The organism is Nostoc sp. (assembly GCF_036917515.1).
In the GTDB taxonomy this organism is placed as follows: Bacteria; Cyanobacteriota; Cyanobacteriia; order Cyanobacteriales; family Nostocaceae; genus Nostoc.
The window spans coordinates 1-15,901 of the sequence record NZ_JBALDE010000075.1; the positions used below are offsets into that span (position 1 = coordinate 1).

Annotated in this window: 12 protein-coding genes; 9 read left to right on the forward strand and 3 right to left on the reverse strand. The window is 42.0% G+C overall.

What is annotated here, in order from left to right; all coding sequences use genetic code 11:
• Positions 1-406: 406 nt before the first annotated feature.
• Positions 407-1,387: a porphobilinogen synthase gene (hemB, locus tag V7K89_RS08975; protein ID WP_335186348.1), complete on the reverse strand. Its 981-nt coding sequence runs from the start codon at positions 1,385-1,387 to the stop codon at positions 407-409.
• Between the two features lie 288 nt (positions 1,388-1,675).
• Positions 1,676-2,035 (reverse strand): DUF4870 domain-containing protein, encoded by a 360-nt coding sequence (locus tag V7K89_RS08980; RefSeq protein ID WP_335186350.1) that lies wholly within the window; start codon positions 2,033-2,035, stop codon positions 1,676-1,678.
• Positions 2,036-2,159: 124 nt separating this feature from the next.
• On the opposite strand from V7K89_RS08980, the gene V7K89_RS08985 reads away from it, so the two are divergent.
• The 9 genes from V7K89_RS08985 (at position 2,160) to V7K89_RS09025 (ending at position 14,376) form a co-directional block, all read left to right on the forward strand.
• Positions 2,160-3,788, forward strand: a complete 1,629-nt coding sequence (locus V7K89_RS08985; protein WP_335186352.1) for a peptide chain release factor 3 — start codon at positions 2,160-2,162, stop codon at positions 3,786-3,788.
• Between the two features lie 204 nt (positions 3,789-3,992).
• Positions 3,993-6,251 (forward strand): M48 family metalloprotease, encoded by a 2,259-nt coding sequence (locus V7K89_RS08990; RefSeq protein WP_335186354.1) that lies wholly within the window; start codon positions 3,993-3,995, stop codon positions 6,249-6,251.
• A 639-nt stretch (positions 6,252-6,890) separates the two neighbouring features.
• Positions 6,891-7,400 (forward strand): RNA recognition motif domain-containing protein, encoded by a 510-nt coding sequence (locus V7K89_RS08995; protein WP_335186356.1) that lies wholly within the window; start codon positions 6,891-6,893, stop codon positions 7,398-7,400.
• 689 nt (positions 7,401-8,089) lie between these two features.
• The gene (locus V7K89_RS09000; protein WP_335186358.1) at positions 8,090-8,530 is read left to right on the forward strand and encodes a SufE family protein; all 441 of its coding nucleotides are present in this window, start codon (positions 8,090-8,092) and stop codon (positions 8,528-8,530) included.
• Between the two features lie 80 nt (positions 8,531-8,610).
• A complete protein-coding gene (locus V7K89_RS09005) occupies positions 8,611-9,525 on the forward strand; it encodes an alpha/beta fold hydrolase (RefSeq protein ID WP_335186360.1) in 915 nt (304 codons plus the stop codon).
• Positions 9,526-9,975: 450 nt separating this feature from the next.
• Positions 9,976-10,947: a CobW family GTP-binding protein gene (locus tag V7K89_RS09010; protein ID WP_335186362.1), complete on the forward strand. Its 972-nt coding sequence runs from the start codon at positions 9,976-9,978 to the stop codon at positions 10,945-10,947.
• 88 nt (positions 10,948-11,035) lie between these two features.
• Entirely contained in the window at positions 11,036-12,097 is a 1,062-nt protein-coding gene (locus tag V7K89_RS09015) for a WD40 repeat domain-containing protein (RefSeq protein WP_335186364.1), read from the forward strand.
• A 76-nt stretch (positions 12,098-12,173) separates the two neighbouring features.
• Positions 12,174-12,443 (forward strand): hypothetical protein, encoded by a 270-nt coding sequence (locus tag V7K89_RS09020; protein ID WP_335186366.1) that lies wholly within the window; start codon positions 12,174-12,176, stop codon positions 12,441-12,443.
• Positions 12,444-12,771: 328 nt separating this feature from the next.
• Entirely contained in the window at positions 12,772-14,376 is a 1,605-nt protein-coding gene (locus tag V7K89_RS09025) for an NAD(P)H-quinone oxidoreductase subunit N (RefSeq protein WP_335186368.1), read from the forward strand.
• A 101-nt stretch (positions 14,377-14,477) separates the two neighbouring features.
• On the opposite strand, the gene V7K89_RS09030 is transcribed toward V7K89_RS09025, so the two are convergent.
• Positions 14,478-15,857 (reverse strand): ATP-binding protein, encoded by a 1,380-nt coding sequence (locus tag V7K89_RS09030; RefSeq protein ID WP_335186370.1) that lies wholly within the window; start codon positions 15,855-15,857, stop codon positions 14,478-14,480.
• Positions 15,858-15,901: the final 44 nt, after the last annotated feature.

The window sequence follows — 15,901 nt, forward strand, 5'->3', positions numbered from 1 at the left end:
TTTACTGCTTAAGAGCGCTGCCTAACCATCAGAGTTACTTACTGTTTCAGTTTTTCTTCCTGATTCTACTCTCCCCGTAGTAACAAAAGAGGGATGAAGACAAGCCACTACGCGTTTACGCACTCCTTTTCTACTTCATAATCCAGTAACTGAAACAGATGAATAAGAACCCCACCCTAACGCTTGCGTAGGCGTAGCCCATCGTAGATATTGCTATCCCCATAACACCCACTCGAAAGAAAGGTTTTTGACGATATACTGTCCAAAGTTGCGTAGGCGAGCATTTACCGCAGGCATCGCAATAGCCATAAACAAAGAATCTCACACCCAGACACCAAAATACAACTTTGCATCTTTACGCCTGTGTGTGAGATTTCTCTCTGAATTAGTATTCAATATGCCTAGCCTACTTTAACCATCGCGCCGCATCTTTGGCATGATAAGTCAAAATCAAATCTGCACCAGCGCGTTTAAACCCAGTTAAAGTTTCCATAACCACCCGCTCTTCATCAATCCAACCATTGAGAGCCGCAGCCTTCACCATCGCATACTCACCAGAAACATTGTAAGCCGCAACTGGCAAATTACTCGCTTCCTTCACCCGCCAAATAATATCCATGTATGCCAATGCTGGCTTAACCATGAGCATATCAGCACCTTCGGCAATATCTAAGTCAATCTCTTTAATCGCTTCACGGGCGTTACCTGGGTCCATTTGGTAAGTTCTTCTGTCCCCAAATTGTGGTGTCGAGTCTGCTGCATCGCGAAATGGCCCATAATAACCTGAAGCATACTTAGCAGCATAAGACAAAATCGGCGTGTCTTGAAATCCGGCTTCATCCAAACCCTGACGAATTGCCTGCACAAACCCATCCATCATTCCTGATGGCGCGATGATATCCGCACCAGCTTTTGCTTGAGAAACCGCTGTTTTCTTTAATAGTTCCAAAGTTGGGTCATTTAAAACTCGCCCTGTTAAATCACCAACTTGCAGATAACCACAATGACCGTGGCTAGTATACTCACATAGACAAGTATCAGCAATTACAATCAAATCTGGTATTGCTGCTTTTACTGCCGTTGCTGCTTTTTGGACAATACCGCAATCATGCCAAGCGCCAGTGGCATCCACATCTTTATCAGCCGGAATCCCAAATAAAATAATAGAAGGAATTCCTAAATCATAAGCTTCTTTTGCTTCTTCAACAATTTTATCTACCGAAAGTTGGTAGACTCCAGGCATGGATTTCACTTCATTAGCGATTCCCTCACCCGGTACAGCAAATAGTGGGTAAATTAAATCACTTGTTGTTAAAACAGTTTCACGAACCATCCGGCGCAGTTGAGGATGAGTACGCAGACGACGTGGGCGATGTATAGGAAACATAAAATTTTATAAAGAAAAACAACGCAGATGGACACAAAATAAAGCGTCACAAAAGCAGGTTAAAATTTTCCTGCCGTCAGACAAACTACAAACAGTGCTTAACTGTCCTTTGCCCTACTCTTAATCAAGTTGTAGGGCAATTTTGTATTTTACAGCTTGGTTGCACCTATCCGACGGACTGGGAAAAAAACAACATAATAAACAATTCAAAATTCAAAATCGTAATACCCTCTGTTGGCAAAACTTGGCAGACAATTACCAATGCCCTATGCCCAATAATAATTTGTGTTAAAAAACTCGAAAAATATAGGGATAACGAAAGGGTATATCAGGATTGTTGAAAACTCCGATGATTGCCCAAATTGTCAATCCCCAATGTAATAGAAATCCCAGACCAGCTAGTGGCCCCAGCAATAATAGAGGTAACACTAACCAGCCGAATAGAAAAAATAGCGCTCCTAGAATTACACCATAAAACCAGACATTAAAGTGGAAATTAATAGATTCTTTGGCGTTTTCTTTAACAACAGGATCGTCAGATACGAACAGTATGGCGATAGGTATGCCTACAGATACAAATCCTATGCTGAAAAAAATCGCTCCATGAGATAAGGCAGATAGAAGCTTTCGCTTGTCTGTATCGTACATTGCTTTCTCCTATTTAGTCAGATTGTTGGTTATACTACGACCCTATCATGAGCATCGTTGTCTTAAGATTAAAAGACTTGCCAGAGTCAAAAAAAATTAAGCTAGCTAACAAACAAATACATTTATGTCTACTGAACTTCAGTCTGAACTTACTCAAGCAGTTGAACTTCGCCGCAACTTTGCGATTATATCTCACCCCGATGCTGGTAAAACGACACTAACTGAAAAGCTACTCTTGTACGGGGGTGCAATTCATGAAGCTGGGGCAGTGAAAGCGCGACGGGCACAACGTAAGGCTACCTCTGACTGGATGGCGATGGAGCAACAACGGGGTATTTCCATTACCTCCACAGTGTTGCAATTTGAATACCAGAATTGTCAAATCAATTTATTAGACACTCCCGGACACCAAGATTTCAGTGAAGATACTTATCGTACCCTTGCCGCCGCCGATAATGCCGTGATGTTGATTGATGCGGCAAAAGGTTTGGAACCCCAAACGCGTAAATTGTTTGAAGTGTGTAAGTTGCGGGGTATCCCAATTTTTACATTTATCAACAAACTTGATCGCCCAGGTAGGGAACCTCTGGAACTGTTGGATGAAATAGAGCAAGAGTTAGGATTGCAAACCTATGCGGTAAACTGGCCAATTGGGATGGGCGATCGCTTTAAAGGTGTTTTTGATCGACACAAGCAACAAATACATTTGTTTGAACGCAGCGCCCACGGTAGCCGAGAAGCCCGCGATACAATAGTGGACTTAGGCGATCCGAGGATAGAAGAACAGCTAGAACAAAACCTGTACTACCAACTGAAAAACGATCTAGAACTGTTAGAAGGAGTTGGCCCAGAGCTAGATTTACAGTTGATACACCAAGGCAAAATGACGCCTGTGTTCTTTGGTAGCGCCATGACTAACTTCGGGGTCGAATTATTCCTCAAGTATTTCCTCGACTATGCCCTCAAACCCGGTTCTCATGTCAGCAGTGTGGGTGAAGTTCCGCCTACATACCCGGAATTTTCGGGGTTTGTCTTCAAACTGCAAGCGAATATGGACCCGAAACACCGCGATCGCGTCGCATTTATCCGGGTTTGCACTGGTAAGTTTGAAAAAGATATGATGGTGAATCACGCCCGCATTGGTAAACTTATCCGTCTATCTCGCCCGCAAAAACTTTTTGCTCAAGAGCGAGAATCTATTGATGTGGCTTATCCTGGCGATGTGATCGGTTTGAACAATCCTGGTGTTTTTGCAATCGGAGATACAATTTACACGGGACAAAAGCTCGAATATGAGGGGATTCCGTATTTTTCGCCGGAACTGTTTGCGACTCTAAGGAATCCCAACCCCTCGAAGTCTAAACAATTCCAAAAAGGCGTTGCGGAATTGCGAGAAGAAGGCGCTGTGCAAATTATGTATTCAACTGATGAAGCCAAGCGCGATCCAATTTTGGCGGCGGTGGGTCAGTTGCAATTCGAGGTGGTACAGTTTCGCTTACAAAATGAGTATGGTGTAGAAACCATACTAGACTTATTGCCCTACAGTGTCGCCCGTTGGGTTGAGGGTGGTTGGGAAGCATTAGAAAAAGTGGGACGGATATTCAATACCACTACAGTTAAAGACAGTATGGGACGACCAGTGTTGCTATTCCGTAATGAATGGAATTGTCAACAGTTATTAGGCGACCATCCAGAGTTAAAATTAAGCGCGATTGCCCCAGTATTTTCTAGTCAACAACCAGTGGAGAAATAAAGAAGAATACAGAATTCAGAATCCAGAATTCAGAACTAGTCTTACAGAAGACTAAACTGAATTTTGAGGGCTGACGCATTTATTCAATCTTTATGCTTCACTTGACAAGCAAAACTTGAGCGCCGTTGATTTCTACGGCATCCGGGGTTCGCGCTTTTGCACAAACGTGGATCATTTAGAAGAGATTGGAGTGCCAGAATTTCTATGCCTTCACATGCCAAACCGTCTTTGGAGGCTGGTTTAGTTGCCCTCAAGCAAGGAAATTACCAAACAGCGATCGCTCAACTTGAACCTATTGCTAGTATTCAAAGCAATACTACTGCTAGCTTACAAGCCCAAGTTGGTTTAGTGATGGCTTATGCTCGCACTGGCGAAGTTCCAAAAGCGATCGCTATTTCCCAGAATCTCATTAAGAGTAACAATCCGCAAGTTCAAGAGTGGGCAACACGCGCTCTGGAACACCTGACAAAACGTAAAAAATCCGATCAAGAATCAAAAAAAGTCGAAACTGGATTTGTTGCCTTTGAGAATTCAACCCCAGATTCAACCCCCGTCACTCCCCCGGAAACTCCTAAATTAGAGGAAAAGCCGAACGAGCAAACAATAGAAACCAAAAGCGACGACATCCCGGCGATGGTGCCACTAGCTAGACCCAAAGCTACATTAGCGACACCACCACCTACGCCCCTAAGCGGCTTTATGGGTTCTGTTACCCGCACCCAAGCCAAATTATTCGGCGTTATTTATTGGCGACAAGCACAACGCGCCAGAGCATGGCAACCGCTACGTAAACCAAAATTAATTCCTTTGCGGCTACTGTCAGCCGGAACATTCATCGCTCTGTTTTGGGTGATCCGAGAAATCCTCAAGTTAGTACTAGGATTCATCAACCAGACTTTAGTCAAACTACCTTATCTGGAACCAATACAGCTTTTATACTACGACCCAACTCAACTGTTACTAGTAGTATTGGTGATTTTAATCGCAGTCTCACCTTGGCTGCTGGATCTGCTACTGGCGAACTTGTATGGTCAGCAAGAATTTCCGAAAGATGTATTGAATACCCATAGCCGCGAAGCTGTGCGGGTGCTACAACGTTGTTGCCAACAGCGGCACTGGCCGTTACCCAAACTGCGGATTTTACCAACGGCTGCACCAATTATTCTGACTTATGGTAGTTTACCACGTAATGCCAGGATTGTTGTCAGTCAAGGGCTATTAGAGCAGCTGGCAGATGATGAAATCGCCATTATTTATGCCACGCAGCTAGGGCATATTGCTCACTGGGATTTTGCTGTAATGTCTTTGTTGCTGCTGGTGACACTACCAACTCATAAGCTATATCAACAAGTGTCGGAGTTGGGAGACAAAATATCAGCGAAAATTTGGCGCTGGCCAGTGACAATTCTGGCAAGTATAATTTATGGAGTTTGGTGTTTGCTGACTGGAACTGCATTGTGGTTGTCGCGGTTGCGGCTTTATTATAGTGATCGCATTGCTGCTGAAATTACTGGTAATCCCAATGCCCTGATTCGCGCTTTACTCAAAATCGCCATTGGCATTGCCGCTGATATCCAAAAACAAGAACACACCAGTTGGCAACTGGAAAGCTTAAATCTTTTAACACCAGTCAGCTACCAACAGAGTTTATCTTTGGGAACTATTGCCAGTAATCTCTCTTTTGAATCCTTTTTGAAGTGGGATACAGCCAATCCCTATCGCCGATGGTTTACGATTAATAATAGCCATCCTTTAATGGGCGATCGCCTCGAACGTCTCTGCCAAATAGCCCGTCACTGGCATCTAGACACCGAACTACATTTTGCAAGCGTTCCATCAAAGGTTAAGCGTCAGTCTTTTTTATTACAAATTGCTCCCTGGTTGGGAATTCCTCTAGGGGTTTTGTTTGCAGCTTTCGTCTGGCTAACCTGGCAACTAGCATTCACACTCAAGTTTTTAAATCTAAAGTGGATATATGAAGATTGGTCTTTCATTACAGGCTGCCTTCTGATTGGCTTTAGCATTGGTACTGTGATGCGGATTAATTCTTTCTTCCCCGATATTAAACCTGCCACCGTACAAACTGACGACAGCTTACCCAACCTGTTAGCTGACCCTTCTGCCTTACCTATTGATAGCGTCAGCGTGTGTCTTGTGGGTAAATTATTAGGTCGTCAAGGTACTAGCAACTCCCTTGCGCAAGATTTAATCCTTCAATCCAGCGCAGGTTTGGTGAAATTACACCACATTTCTTGGCTAGGACAGTCAGTCAATCACCAGGATCTAATCGGGCGGCAAATTATCGTCACAGGTTGGTTCCGGCGAGGAGCAACGCCTTGGATTGATATCCAAACCCTAGAAACTCAAAGTGGTAAAACCATTCATAGCCCTCATCCCATTTGGTCTACTTTTTTGGCTGTTGCAGTACAGGCTTGGGGCGCATATATCTTTCTCACTGGTTAGTCATTGGTCATTGGTCATTAGCAAAGGACAAAGAACAAAAGATAAATCGAAATGTAAAGAAAAGTTGCAGATTTTCTCAGAAAATGTTACATTTATTTACACAAATAATAGCAACCGACATAACTCAGCATCACCGCTTAGTTGTGGATTTAGATGATTTTTCCCCGCTCTATACATTTTTATCCTCCCAACACAGCAGTAAATTAACCAGCCACTGGCTGGTTTTTATTTCAAAACATGCTCACTTGAATAAAAAAATGTGTTTTATGTTACGATGCAGTAATACTAATGTCGGAAATGTATGCGCTAAACTAGCTACGTAGAAAATACCGTAGTAATGTAAGGAATGGTATTTGATTCTGCGAATAAAGGCATAGAAGAAAGCGTCTACTTTAGCAAGCAATAGGCTAATTAAATTTACAATTCTTATAATTAAGGTGTTATTAGCTCACCATAGTGTGAGCCTTTGGATTAAATAAGCTTGATCCCGACGAAAAACTGTATTGTTGTATAGGTTGACAGTTTCGAGCAAAAAAATTGGTTTATGGCAGTCTTGGTCAATAGCATCTATTTAAAAGCTAAAGCTAAGTGATTGTTTTCTTGCCTTGCCATGTTCATTTAACTCTGGAGGTATAGTTCATGTCCGTTCGCCTATATATAGGTAATTTGCCTAAAGATGAAATAGATCGTCAAGATCTACAAGCCGTTTTTGCAGCAGAAGGTGATGCTGTAACTACTAAATTAATTAAAGACCGCAAAACTGGCAAATGCCGTGGTTTCGGTTTTCTTACAGTCAACAATGACGAACAAGCTGACGAAATTATTGAAAAGTATAATGGTCAGATGTTCAAAGATACTCCCATTAAGCTAGAGAAGGCATTACCTCGGACAAAGGGTGAAGAGGGCGACGAGCAAGCTCCTAAACCAGTGACTCTTGCTAGTAATAGCCCCCCGACTCCTAGCCCCAACAAAGAAGGTAGCCGCCGCGAGAAAAGCTCTAAGAAGCCTCGTCGTGGCGGCGGTGGCGGCGGCGGTTCTCGTGAAAACAACACCACAACCACCGATTCAGAAGCTATTCGTCCAGATCCTCGTTGGGCTTCGGAATTAGAAAAGCTGAAGCAGATGCTAGCTGCACAAACTACAAATTAATCTTCAAGGGAGATAAATTAAAAATTAAAAGTCAGAATTTTTTTGATTTTTAATTTTTAATTGTTGATAATTATCTAGCTGCTTAGTTTAATGAACTTGCAGCTAATTTTGTAAGTACGTAGCGCAGCCTGCGGTAGGCATCGCATCGCCACTAATACCGCAAGGCGGAAGTCAAAAGGAGCCAGTGCGTTGGGCGGCTCTGCCGACTTGAAGCAACTGGCGTTCAAAAGTCACCCATAATTGTATTTCAGGCTTTTACACCATTAGAAATGGTATGTTTATTTACGTCGTGCTGTACTAATCACATTAAAGCGTACCTGAGAGTTAGCAGCTAGAAGCGTGTAAACTGACCAAGCTCCACAAAATCTATTTGGATTTCAATCAAATCAAACGACACATAAGTTTCACGAATTATCGTACTTACATAAGAAAAGTATATATTCATGCAACTATAGTTTATGTAGACTTGTTGTTAAAACTTGTTTATAAAAACATAAAATTAAGTTGTTGTGATTAGACACATCAAAAAACTCGATCTTGATCAATGTGATCGCAGTAATTAGCTGGATTTGATAAATTATAGTCAGTAATGTCAACAGAACCGGAGGCACGTAGGCGCAGCCCGCCGTAGGCATCGCTCTAAAGATAATCTACACTCAAGGAGATACCGATCATTTGCAGCTTCTGTTATGTCCTCAACTCTAGATTCTTTGCCACCTGCGCTCGCTAAAATTGTCCAGCGCTTTCAACGCGCTTCCGAACCGAAGCGACGCTACGAACAGCTAATCTGGTATGCTCAGAAGCTCAATGAGTTCCCAGAAGCTGATAAATTACCTGAAAATAAAGTTCCTGGTTGCGTGTCTCAAGTTTATATCACCGCAGCCTTGGATGACGGTAAAATTGTCTTTCAGGGCGATTCCGATTCCCAATTAACCAAAGGATTAGTAGGGCTTCTGGTTGAAGGATTGCATGGATTAACACCAACCGAGATTGTCCAACTTACTCCAGATTTTATTCAAGAAACAGGTTTAAATGTTAGCCTGACACCTTCCCGTGCTAATGGATTTTACAACATTTTTAAAACCATGCAAAAAAAAGCATTGGAATCTAAGTTAGATTTGCCTAACTAAACTTGGTCATTTGTCATTTGTCATTTGCAAAAAACAAAGGACAACTGACAAATAACATACAACTACCAAAATTTAGTCTCATGTCAACCAATCTATTATCTACCTCTACTGCTATTGGTTTTGGTGGAGTAGTTCAAGAATATATCTGGAACTGGGAAAACCAACAATTGCGCGTTGTTTATGAAACCCTCGGTAAAGGTTCACCGCTATTGCTGCTACCAGCTTTCAGCAGTGTTTCGACCCGTTTGGAACTAGGCGAACTTGCCAAGTTACTAGCTCCAAATTTTCAAGTTGTAGCCGTAGACTGGCCAGGTTTTGGTGAATCTTCTCGCCCTAGCTTGAATTATCGACCAAAAATATATCAGCAATTTTTGGAAGATTTTGTCAAAGCTGTTTTTAATACTCCTATTACTGTGGTAGCGGCTGGTCATGCTGCTAGTTACGTTTTACAATTAGCTGTCAAACAACCTGCTACTTTCTCACGGATTCTGTTGTTAGCTCCTACTTGGCGTGGGCCTTTGCCAACAATGGGGGCAAGTCAGCAAATAGCTGGCATTGTGAGAGAATTGGTGCGCTCGCCTATACTTGGTCAAGCTCTCTACAAACTCAATACTACTCAATCTTTTTTAAGTTTTATGTACCGCCGTCATGTCTTTAGTGATGCGGCTAAAATTACACCCAGTTTCATTGAGAAAAAGTGGCATACGACTCAACAATCAGGAGCGCGATTTGCATCTGCTGCCTTTGTAACTGGTAATCTTGATGCTGTACACGAACAGTCTGCTTTTTTGGAACTTGTGCAGTCTTTAACCGTACCGCTCATGGTAGTAATTGGGGAATCTAGTCCTCCCAAATCACGAGAAGAAATGAACGCTTTAGTAGCCTTACCAGGGGTGAGAAGCGTTGTCATTCCTGGTTCTCTGGGACTACATGAAGAATACCCAGCAGTTGTTTTAGAAGCAGTTCAAGACTTTTTGTTCTCTTCAAAAAATTAAATCTTCACATTGCACCTTGATGCGAGACTAAGATTATAGAAATAGCGCTTTCAAGATGGGTAAAAATATTGGTCAATAAACTCTTTTAAACCGCAAAGGCACGGAGGACACAGAGAGAGAAGCAAATGCAGTTCTGGCATTATTATTCTCTCTGCGCTCTCTGCGCCTCTGCGGTTCGTAAAAAAAATGACTTTGACAAAGAGTGCCACCTTAACCCAACCGTATTGACCGTATAGTGAGTCCGCTTAGATGCAATATTCCTAACAAGCTATACCAACTTATGAATATTTATTACTTATTACAGATGCACAAAAATAAAGTGCTTAGAAATTAAATTATGTGATTATTTTGCTGAAACCTAAAATAACAGCAAGTTCGCACAAAAATATAAAAAGATTTATCATAGGCGATAATGATTATCCATAAGGTGAGACAAGAGGAATTTAGAGTATGGTGGCTGACGTAATCAATAATTCAGTTCCCGTTACTGTTCTTACAGGCTATTTGGGAGCAGGTAAAACGACTCTACTCAATCACATCCTCACCTACGAACACGGCAAAAAAGTTGCTGTGATTGTCAATGAATTTGGGGAAGTGGGTATTGATAATCAATTGATTATCGATGCAGATGAAGAAATATTTGAAATGAACAATGGCTGTATCTGTTGTACAGTGCGTGGCGATTTAATTCGCATCATTGGCAATTTGATGAAGCGGCGCGATAAATTTGACCATTTAGTAATTGAAACAACTGGATTAGCCGATCCAGCACCAGTGATTCAGACATTTTTTGTTGATGAAGATTTGCAAAGCCAACTGTCTTTAGATGCAGTGGTGACAGTCGTAGATGCCAAGCATATCTCGCAGCACTGGGATGCAGACGAAGCACAAGAACAGATTGCTTTTGCCGATGTAATTTTACTTAATAAAACAGATTTGGTAGCACCAGAAGAGTTGAATGAATTAGAAAAACGGATTCGGGCGATGAATGCGATCGCAAAAATCTACCGCACCCGCAATTCTGAACTAGGAATGGATGCTTTATTAGGTGTAAAAGCCTTTGATTTAGACCGTGCATTAGAAATCGATCCAGATTTCTTAGGTGAAGATGCCCACGTACACGATGAAACTGTCTTTTCTGTGGCTTTAGTAGAAGCAGGTGCAGTCGATGGAGAAAAATTAAACACTTGGCTTTCCGAGTTACTACGTACCCAAGGCCCAGATATTTTTCGGATGAAAGGCATTTTAAATATAGCTGGAGAAGATAATCGATTTGTATTCCAAGGAGTACACATGATATTTGATGGCAAACCTGATCGCCCCTGGAAACCAAGCGAAACCCCCAAAAACGAACTAGTCTTCATCGGCCGCAATCTTGATGCAGCCCAACTCAAGCAAGATTTTCTCGCTTGTCTAGTTTAAAACAAGTTGTTCTTAAGCAGAAGAAGCAGGGGGTAAGAGAAGAAATAACTCATGCCCAATGTCCCATGCCCAATGCCCCTTTACAAATATGAACACCACAACCAGCAAATCTAAGGAATTTGAACAAAACTATTCGGGGACACTTTCAGATTACGTAACTGCGATCGCTTGGTCACCACAAGGTCAAACTTTAGCAGCAACTTCCGCCGCTGGGGAAGTAGTTCTGTGGAGTGATGGCGAACTCACAAGCTTACAAACTGCTAACGGTAAATCAGTAGACTGTCTTGCCTTTTCGCCAGATGGAAAATTTTTAGCTGTTGGCGGACAAGATGGACAGGTGAAAATTTGGTGCGACACTGAATTAATTGCCACGTTGGAAAATGCCCCCGCATGGGTTGATAAGTTAGCTTGGAATTACACCAGTAACCAACTGGCTTTTAGTTTGGGGCGTTATGTCCAGGTCTGGAATGCAGATACTCATGAAATTGTCGTGACGCTGAATTTCGATAACTCTTCAGTATTGGGTGTAAATTGGCGGATTGACGGACAATACTTAGCCATTAGTGGTTACAAGGGAGTGAAGATTTGGCATAGTCAAAGCTGGGATGAAGAACCATACAGCTTAGATATGACTACTGTCAGTTTAGCGATGGCTTGGTCGCCCGATGGCAAATTTCTTGCTTCTGGCAATATGGATCGTAGTGTCACCGTTTTGGAATGGAACAACCCCGATCCTTGGGTAATGCGTGGCTTCCCCGGTAAAATTCGCCAATTGGCATGGTCAGAAGCTATGACTAAAGTAGGTGCGCCAATACTGGCATCTTCTAGCGTTGAAGGTATTGTGGTGTGGGAAAAGCTAGAGGATGATTCATTAGGTTGGGAAGCACGAGTATTAACTAATCATGTGGGTGTAATCAATGCGATCGCCTTTGCACCCAAAAGCTTCCTTCTGGCTTCTGCTGCTGCTGACGGCTGGTTATGTTTGTGGAACCAAGCCAAGGAAGTATCCCAAATTATTACAGGTGTCTCAGGAGGATTTTCTAGCCTAGCTTGGCATCCCCAAGGTAAGTTACTAGCCGCAGGGGGTGAACAGGGCGAATTAGTTGTATGGTCAAAGGTTTTGCGAGGTCAGGGATTCGGACGTAGTTAAGCAATACTCACTAGTTAAAGTTGAACCTCGGCAATTTATTGGCTATGCTGTATCAGCAAAGGTATCTTTGTAAATTATGAACATTATCAAACTGATTCTACTTGCCTGTCCGGCATTTCTGATATCCATGCTGCTGATAGTCAATCCAGCAAACGCATCCAGCCTGAAATCTACATATGCTACCCAATTTGTGACGGTAGTATCTACACAACAAATTCCCGATCTGGTAACACCATTGATTCAAACATCTAATTCGATTATTGATCAACTTGGTTGTAATTGTGCCAACTGTGTTCAAGCCAAATTTCAGTCACTACAAGGCAAGCTGCCATCAGTCAGTTTTTAATAAACTTAGGAGTTACAAATATTGTTAGGGCACAGCAATGCTGTGCCCTTATTAATTTTATAAGCTTTTTGTACATAACTATCGCATTGGTTGCGGCATAATTATTTATGATATTCGCTGAAGTTCGCGCCTAAAAAACGAGGTAGGAAAGCTGTTAGCTAAATTCCTAGATACTGAGAAAGCTGCTGGTAAGCCAGTGAAGTTGGTACCGCCATCTGCACCTAAGCTGTTAAGCTCTTGTTAAAAGAGCTAGTCCGGGGATTAGAAAACTTGCTAGAGTGAACGTAGAGTTAGCCTTAATGTCTAATCGCCAAAACCTATACATATCATGGATTTTGCTAATATTGCATCCCAGCTAAACGCTGGAACGATTTTACCAGAGGGGATTGTTATTCTCACCCTCTTGGGGGTTTTGATTGTTGATTTGATTTTGGGGCGTACATCCGGACGCTGGATTGGATATCTTGCGATCGCAGGTTTATTTGCTTCGATTATCGCCCTATATTTTCAATGGAACGCTGCTAATCCCATCTCTTTTAGCGGTGGCTTTAACGGTGACGACCTGAGTATTGTCTTTCGCGGTATTATTGCCTTATCTGCGATTGTGACTATACTGATGTCAATTCGCTATGTTGAGCAGAGCGGCACCGCTTTAGGCGAATTCATCGCTATTTTGCTGAGTGCTACATTAGGAGGAATGTTTTTATCCGGGGCTAGTGAGTTGGTGATGATTTTCATCTCCCTAGAAACCCTGAGTATCTCCTCTTATTTATTGACAGGTTATACCAAGCGTGACCCTCGCTCCAATGAAGCGGCGCTGAAATACTTGTTAATTGGAGCTTCCAGTACGGCAATATTTTTGTACGGTGTATCACTGCTGTATGGACTATCTGGAGGACAAACTGAACTTAGTGCGATCGCTAATGGCATTGCCACAGCGAAAGTGGGACAATCTTTAGGTTTAGTGATTGCCCTGGTTTTTGCGATCGCAGGAATTGGCTTTAAAATCTCCGCTGCACCCTTTCACCAATGGACACCAGACGTTTACGAAGGCGCTCCCACCCCAGTCATCGCCTTTTTATCAGTCGGTTCCAAAGCAGCTGGGTTTGCGTTAGCCATCCGCTTACTGACAACAGCCTTCCCCCTTGTTGCTGACGAGTGGAGGTTTGTCTTCATAGCCCTAGCCGTTCTCAGCATGATTTTGGGTAACGTAGTCGCCCTAGCCCAAACCAGCATGAAACGGATGCTAGCTTATTCATCCATTGCCCAAGCTGGGTTTGTGATGATTGGCTTGATTGCTGGTACACAGGCAGGATACGCCAGTATGATATTTTACCTACTGGTTTATCTGTTCATGAACCTGTGCGGTTTTACCTGCATTATCCTATTCTCACTGCGGACAGGAACCGACCAGATTGCCGAATACTCTGGCTTATATCAAAAAGACCCACTCCTAACACTGGGGTTGAGTATCTCCCTGCTTTCCTTGGGTGGTATTCCACCATTGGCTGGGTTTTTCGGCAAGATTTACTTATTCTGGGCTGGTTGGCAAGCAGGACTTTATTGGTTAGTTTTGTTGGGCTTAGTCACCAGCGTCGTCTCCATCTACTACTACATTCGTGTAGTTAAGATGATGGTAGTCAAAGAACCCCATGAAATGTCCGACGTGGTGAAGAATTATCCACAAGTGCGTTGGGATTTGCCTGGGCTAAGACCTTTACAGGTTGGGTTGATAGTAACATTAATTGCCACTTCCATAGCAGGGATTTTGTCAAATCCACTGTTTACATTGGCTAACAATTCCATTTCCCATACCCCATTTTTGCAAGCAACAATCAACAGTAATCTAAAAGCAGAAAATCTACTGCTTTTACCAAAATCAGATTCGGTTAGTCAGTCTCAATCTTCAGTTGATTCTACTGCCAAGATATAACCGAGTCTCAACTATACTTTGTACTTAAAAATACGCCTGTTTGCTAATTAGTAGACAGGCGTTGTTATACCTTTTAATTGAAATAAATTTTATGAGGCTGATTAAATAGGTATTTTAATTATAAATTCTGCACCTTTTCCTGGAACAGAAAAACAGTTAAGTTCTCCCTTATGTTTTTCAACTATAATCTGATAACTTATATATAGCCCTAGTCCAGTACCTTTACCCACAGTTTTATTAGTGAAAAACGGATCGAATAGCTTTGAACGAACTTGTTCATTTATCCCTAAACCATTATCAGCAATACTAACTGCTATCCATTTCTCATCGATTAGCTCAGTTTTAATTTGAATTTGAGGATTATTATTTATCAGTTTTTGATTGTCAGTTGTTTGTAGATTTACTGCTGACCACTGACCGTTGAGCGCCGAAGCTTCCAGTGCATCGATCGCATTAGCAAGAATATTCATAAACACTTGGTTGAGTTCACCAGGATAGCAAGTTACATTCGGTATTTGACTATATTTTTTGATGACTTTGATTTCTGGGTACTCATGCCTAGCTTGCAGGCGATGCTCTAAAATCATTAAACTACTATCAATTCCTTCATGAATATTAACTTGCTTAAATTCTGCTTCATCAAGTCTGGAAAAGCTACGTAGTGATTTAACAATTTCTTGAATACGCTCTGTTCCTACTTTCATTGACTGAAAAAGTTTACTTATATCTTGAATCAGAAAGTCTAAATCTATTTCTTCTACTTTATCTTGGATTTCTGGAGGAATATTTGGACAAAGTTGTTGATAAATTTGCACCAATGTTAGTAAATCTTGAGTGTATTTATGGGCGTGGTGAAGATTCCCATAAATAAAACTTACAGGGTTATTAATTTCATGGGCAATACCAGCGACCATCTGACCTAAACTAGACATTTTCTCAGCTTGGATAAGCTGAATTTGGGTAAGTTGTAGTTCGTTTAGTGTTTCTTGTAAAGCAGTTGTACGTTCCTCAACTCTAATTTCAAGCTCTTGATTCGCTTTCCAAAGCGCTTCTTCCGCTTGTTTTCGTCTCTGCACTTCCTTTGCCAATTCATCAAGTTTTTCGTTTAAAAGAATGAAATTACTGCTGGCCAGGTTTCTATTCTCCAAGCGTAAGAGAATTAAAACTGAAGATTCAGGAGACCAAGGTTGAATAACTGCTCCTTGACTACGACATATTAACGTTTGTCCATCATTCTTTCGTAAAGTTAAGGAGCCAATAACCATTGCTCTACTACTTGAACAAGCTTGCAGGTACTTTACAATATCGTTAGTAGACTCAGTTACAATTTCAAAGAGCATTCTTCCTCGCAGTTCCTGACGCCGTAACCCCAACATATCTGCTACTGGTTGATTAGTAGCTAACAACTGACCATCTCCACTCACCAGGAGTAAAGGTTCTGGTAAAACTCTGGCAAGTTCAAGAAATTGTTCAGGAGTCATGGGGCTTCAACTTTCACAGTTTGACTCTACTTTACATATCTGCA

Excerpts from the sequence above, each read along its gene's own strand:
- V7K89_RS09000 (WP_335186358.1), top strand. The coding sequence starts at position 8,090 with ATGTCCTCAACTCTAGATTCTTTGCCACCTGCGCTCGCTAAAATTGTC.
- V7K89_RS09020 (WP_335186366.1), top strand. The coding sequence starts at position 12,174 with ATGAACATTATCAAACTGATTCTACTTGCCTGTCCGGCATTTCTGATA.
- hemB (WP_335186348.1), bottom strand. The coding sequence starts at position 1,387 with ATGTTTCCTATACATCGCCCACGTCGTCTGCGTACTCATCCTCAACTG.
- V7K89_RS08990 (WP_335186354.1), top strand. The coding sequence starts at position 3,993 with ATGCCTTCACATGCCAAACCGTCTTTGGAGGCTGGTTTAGTTGCCCTC.
- V7K89_RS08995 (WP_335186356.1), top strand. The coding sequence starts at position 6,891 with ATGTCCGTTCGCCTATATATAGGTAATTTGCCTAAAGATGAAATAGAT.
- V7K89_RS09005 (WP_335186360.1), top strand. The coding sequence starts at position 8,611 with ATGTCAACCAATCTATTATCTACCTCTACTGCTATTGGTTTTGGTGGA.
- V7K89_RS09030 (WP_335186370.1), bottom strand. The coding sequence starts at position 15,857 with ATGACTCCTGAACAATTTCTTGAACTTGCCAGAGTTTTACCAGAACCT.
- V7K89_RS08985 (WP_335186352.1), top strand. The coding sequence starts at position 2,160 with ATGTCTACTGAACTTCAGTCTGAACTTACTCAAGCAGTTGAACTTCGC.
- V7K89_RS09015 (WP_335186364.1), top strand. The coding sequence starts at position 11,036 with ATGAACACCACAACCAGCAAATCTAAGGAATTTGAACAAAACTATTCG.
- V7K89_RS09025 (WP_335186368.1), top strand. The coding sequence starts at position 12,772 with ATGGATTTTGCTAATATTGCATCCCAGCTAAACGCTGGAACGATTTTA.
- V7K89_RS08980 (WP_335186350.1), bottom strand. The coding sequence starts at position 2,035 with ATGTACGATACAGACAAGCGAAAGCTTCTATCTGCCTTATCTCATGGA.
- V7K89_RS09010 (WP_335186362.1), top strand. The coding sequence starts at position 9,976 with ATGGTGGCTGACGTAATCAATAATTCAGTTCCCGTTACTGTTCTTACA.